We start from the raw sequence: 4,436 nt of genomic DNA, 5'->3' as shown, positions 1-4,436 counted from the left end.
TTCGGCAAGGCCACCGCTGCGCTCGCACCGCGTGAGGGTGCCGTCGACGAGTCCCTCGACGCGCTGATAGCCGGACGCCAGCATGTCCGGACCGAGATCGAGGGCAACGGTACCGTCATGACGGTGCGGACGATCCCGCTCGATCCGGGCGGACGGTACATGGGGGCCTTGGTGCTCTGCCGTGACGTGACCGAGGTGCGGCGCCGCGAGCGTGAACTGCTCACCAAGGACGCCACGATCCGGGAGATCCACCACCGGGTCAAGAACAACCTGCAGACGGTGGCCGCACTGTTGCGGTTGCAGGCGCGGCGGATCGATGCGGGCGAAGGGCGCGCGGCGCTGCTGGAGGCCGTGCGCCGGGTGGGCACCATCGCCGTGGTACATGAGACCCTCTCGCAGACCGTCGATGACACCGTCGACTTCGACGACGTCGCCGACCGGTTGCTGGCGATGGTGGGAGAGGTCGCGACCGCGGAGCCGGCGGCACGGGGCAAGCGCAGCGGCACGTTCGGGGTGCTCGCGGCCAGCGTCGCGACGCCGCTGGCGATGGCATTGACGGAGATCCTGCAGAACGCGGTGGAACACGGCCTCGGCGGCCGTCCCGGCGTGGTCGAGCTCGCTGCGAGCAGGTTGGCCGGACGCTTGCGGATCGTCGTCATGGACGACGGCGTGGGGCTTCCGCCCGGTTTCGAGCCGGACACCTCGGGCAACCTGGGCCTGCAGATCGTGCGGACGCTCGTGGTCGGCGAACTTGGCGGGACCATCGACATCAGCGGGCGTGCCAAGGGCGGGACGCAGGTCACACTAGACCTGCCCGCGCCGGAACAGCGCGGGCAGATGAACGTCGTCAGTTAGCGGTTCTCGACAGCAGGTGTCAGTACGCGCGGGCGCGGGCGCGGGCGTTGCGACGCTTCAGAGCGCGACGCTCATCCTCGGACAGCCCTCCCCACACGCCGGCATCTTGCCCGCTCTCGAGTGCCCAGCGCAGACAATCCTCGCGGACGTCGCACCGTCGGCATACCGCCTTGGCTTCCTCGATCTGCAGCAACGCGGGACCGGTGTTTCCGATAGGGAAGAACAGCTCGGGGTCCTCGTCACGACAGGCGGCACGGTGGCGCCAGTCCATGGGTCTCACAGCTCCTCGTATGATGGCATCTGACAGGGTTTCTGCCGGATGCGTGATATTACGTGAATTCATTCACGAACTGCCGACAACCGCTCTCCGGCTCTGCCGAAGAGGGAGTCACCAGTTCCACCATGATGGCTACCCGGCTCACGTCTTCGCGTGCCGTTAACCATGTGGCAGTACAAGGGTGACAAGTTCGTGACGTGTGTACAAGGGCTTTGTGTGTTCCGTCTCATCAAAGTTCGTGTAGCGTCCGTCACAATAAACGTACGAACTTGCCCAAATCATGACAGAACCACCCACGCGGTGCCCACCAGAGGCTACGCCCGAGTCTTGGTTCCGCACGGCGCTGCGGTGCACGAACGAGAGCCCCGGCCGCGGTGGATGCCTAGTCTGGATGCTTGAAACGGGCTCAGCCGGTGTAGCGTTCGAGTTATGACATCAACGCGCCGAGAGCCGCGTAAGATTCGCCGGTGAGAGGTGGGGTGAGGTGTCCGACCCAAGACGGCCTGGGTCGTTGCCAGCGCTGAAGCTAGCCAACCGGCGACGGCTGCTTGCCGTCCTACAGGATGGCCGCGCAATCAGCCAAGCCGAGCTCGCACGGCTCACCGGTCTCGCTCCGGCCACGATCTCGAGTCTGGTCAGGACTCTCAGCGCTGAAGGCGAACTCGTTGTCAGCGAGGGAATCGCCAATGGACGGCGTAGCCGGCTGGTGGAGCTCTCGCCGCAGCGCCGCCGGTACGGAATCGGTATCGATCTTGGGCGAACGCATGTCAGGGTTGTGGTGGGGACCGAAATAGGCGATGTCCTGGCTGAAGCGACGGCCGCTCTGCCTGACCGGCACCACGCTGACGTTGCGATGGATGCGATCACCTCATTGGTCGACGCGGTACGCGAGCAGGCGGGCCTTGAAGCGGATCAGATCATGGTCGTTGCGATGGGCGTTCCGGCTCCCGTGGATGCCGCCACGGGAGCAGTGACGGAGGCGGCGATTCTTCCACCGTGGGTCGGGTTCCCATTGCGCGAGCGGCTGCACGACGCGTTGGGCCGTCCGGTGGTGGTGGAGAACGACGCGGATCTTGGCGCGATCGCTTTAGCTCGCCAAACAGGGATCGACGACTCGTTAGTGTTCGTCAAAGTCGCGTCCGGCATCGGGGCAGGCGTCGCCATCAACGGTCAGCTCCTCAGAGGCCACTCTGGAGCAGTCGGCGAAATCGGCCATCTCGCACTGGATCCCGGCTTGTCGATGGTGTGTCGCTGTGGACGTCGTGGCTGCCTGGAGACGGTCAGCTCCGCCGAGTCGATCCGCATCGCGTTGAGCTCGGCCCTCGACAGCGATCTCGAGCTCGCCGATGTCGTGCGCCTTGTCCGGGAGGGCAATCCCGTGGCGGTGCGGATCCTCGATGAGGCCGGCGAAATGCTGGGACGTGGACTCGGCTGGCTGGCGATGATCGTCAACCCCGCCGAGATCGCTCTGGGTGGGCCGCTCCTCGCTGTCGGAGATGCATGGCTGCGCCCGGTCAGAGAGGGTTTTCGTCGAGCAGTACTCCCGGGGGTAGCCGCCCAGACTCGGCTCACGCTCTCGCCCTTGGGGGAACGCACCGTGGCAGTCGGGGCTCTCGTCGCCAGCCTGCGTGAACAAATTGTGATGTCCTGAAGCCCGAGGGCGAAGCCCTCGCCGTACTGCTTCCAGTCAGGCACACCCTTGAAGCCCGGCTCGCCGGGTGTGCGCGAAAGCGCCCCCGTTGCGCATCATCTGGTTCGCGAGCTTCTCCTGGCCCCCTGGTCGGCGGAGACGGCCTGGCTACCTGCGGACTGGTCTGGCCGGCATCGGTGATGCCTCCGGCGGCCTCCTGACGGATGTCACGTGTCAGTAACGTATGGACCCGTCGCACTTGAAGTCAAGTAATGAACACATTAACAAACTATAAACGCGTTCTGTGTTTGAGGCTTGACGGCAATGGAGCGGACGTTCACACTCATGAACACCCAGGCCGGGGTGCTCGTCTCGCGGCCGGACTCCAGGAGGACATCCCTGAGTACCGAACTGCGACGCATTCCGCGCTCTGTCCTGGCGGCCATCACTGTCCAGCTGGCCGGCACCGCCTGTGGCTCGCCGGCCGGACACACGTAAGGGAAGGGACGACCGATGCGAGGAACGCGACTCCGGCTTGCCGCCGGCTTCGCCACCGCGGGGCTGCTGCTCGCCGCGTGCGGCAGCGATACAGACACCACCACCGAGAGCGAAGAGTCGGACGAGGAGAGCTCCACCACGAGCGACGACTCCGACGACGGTGATACCCCGGCCGGCACGGTCGGTGTCATCCTGCCGGACTCGGCCAGCTCGGCTCGCTGGGAGACGGCCGACCGGCCTCTGCTCCAGGAGGCGTTCGACGCGGCCGGGGTCGAAGTGGACATTCAGAACGCCGAGGGCGAGACGTCGAACTTCCAGACGATCGCCGACGGCATGATCGGGGCCGGCTATGCCGCTTTGCTGATCGTGAATCTCGACTCGGAGACCGGCACGGCGGTGATCAGTAACGCCGCGGCCGCCGGCATACCGGTCATCGACTACGACCGGCTCACGTTGGGTGGCGGCGCGGAGTACTACGTCTCGTTCGACAACGTGGCGGTCGGGACGGCGATCGGTGAGGGCCTGGTGACGTGCCTGCAAGAAGACGGCGTGGACGAAGGCGACGTCGTGCTGCTCAACGGGTCGCCGACGGACAACAACGCCACGCTGTTCAAAGAGGGCTACGAAGCCGCGGTGACGGAGGCCGGTTACGGCATCGCCGATGACCAGGCGGTGCCGGACTGGGACAACACCCAGGCTGGCACCATCTTCGAGCAGATCTTCACCGGCACCGGTGGTGACTTCGTGGGCGTCGCATCGGCCAACGACGGGCTTGGCGGCGCGGTGATCTCGGTTCTTGACCGCAACGGGCTCGCCGGTGAGATCCCCGTCACCGGGCAGGACGCGACCGACGAAGGGCTGCAGCGGGTGCTGCTGGGCACCCAGTGCGTGACCGTCTACAAGGCGATCAAGGACGAAGCCGATGCGGCCGCCGCGCTGGCAGTCGCTCTGGCCACGGGCGACACCGATGCGGCAGACGCGATCGCTGACGGCAGCGTGGAGGACACCGAGACCGGCGAGCAGGTCAAATCGGCGCTCCTCACCCCGCAGCCGATCTTCGCCGACACGGTGAAGGACGTGGTGGCTGACGGCTTCACTACGGCGGATGCTCTTTGCACCACCGAGGAACTGCAGCAGGCCTGCGAAGAGTACGGCGTCGAGTGAGCTGACCGGCAT

The 4,436-nt window shown here is 66.0% G+C and carries 4 protein-coding genes; 3 read left to right on the top strand and 1 reads right to left on the bottom strand.

Features of this window, described 5'->3' with window-relative positions; translation table 11 throughout:
* Nucleotides 1-855: sensor histidine kinase (locus ELR45_RS38195; protein ID WP_205856773.1), on the top strand; the 855-nt coding region annotated here is incomplete at its 5' end.
* Nucleotides 856-874: 19 nt separating this feature from the next.
* Here the strand turns inward: ELR45_RS38195 and ELR45_RS17455 are convergent.
* The gene (locus ELR45_RS17455; protein ID WP_129667522.1) at nt 875-1,126 is read right to left on the bottom strand and encodes a WhiB family transcriptional regulator; all 252 of its coding nucleotides are present in this window, start codon (nt 1,124-1,126) and stop codon (nt 875-877) included.
* A 490-nt stretch (nt 1,127-1,616) separates the two neighbouring features.
* On the opposite strand from ELR45_RS17455, the gene ELR45_RS17450 reads away from it, so the two are divergent.
* Nucleotides 1,617-2,783: an ROK family transcriptional regulator gene (locus tag ELR45_RS17450; RefSeq protein ID WP_129667521.1), complete on the top strand. Its 1,167-nt coding sequence runs from the start codon at nt 1,617-1,619 to the stop codon at nt 2,781-2,783.
* Between the two features lie 492 nt (nt 2,784-3,275).
* On the top strand, nt 3,276-4,424 hold the full coding sequence (locus ELR45_RS17445; protein ID WP_129667520.1) for a sugar ABC transporter substrate-binding protein: 1,149 nt from the start codon (nt 3,276-3,278) through the stop codon (nt 4,422-4,424).
* Nucleotides 4,425-4,436: the final 12 nt, after the last annotated feature.

Origin of the sequence: Phytoactinopolyspora endophytica, assembly GCF_004138495.1 — a bacterium.
GTDB classification, from domain to species: Bacteria; Actinomycetota; Actinomycetes; order Jiangellales; family Jiangellaceae; genus Phytoactinopolyspora; species Phytoactinopolyspora endophytica.
This window is presented reverse-complemented; position numbering and strand designations above follow the sequence as displayed.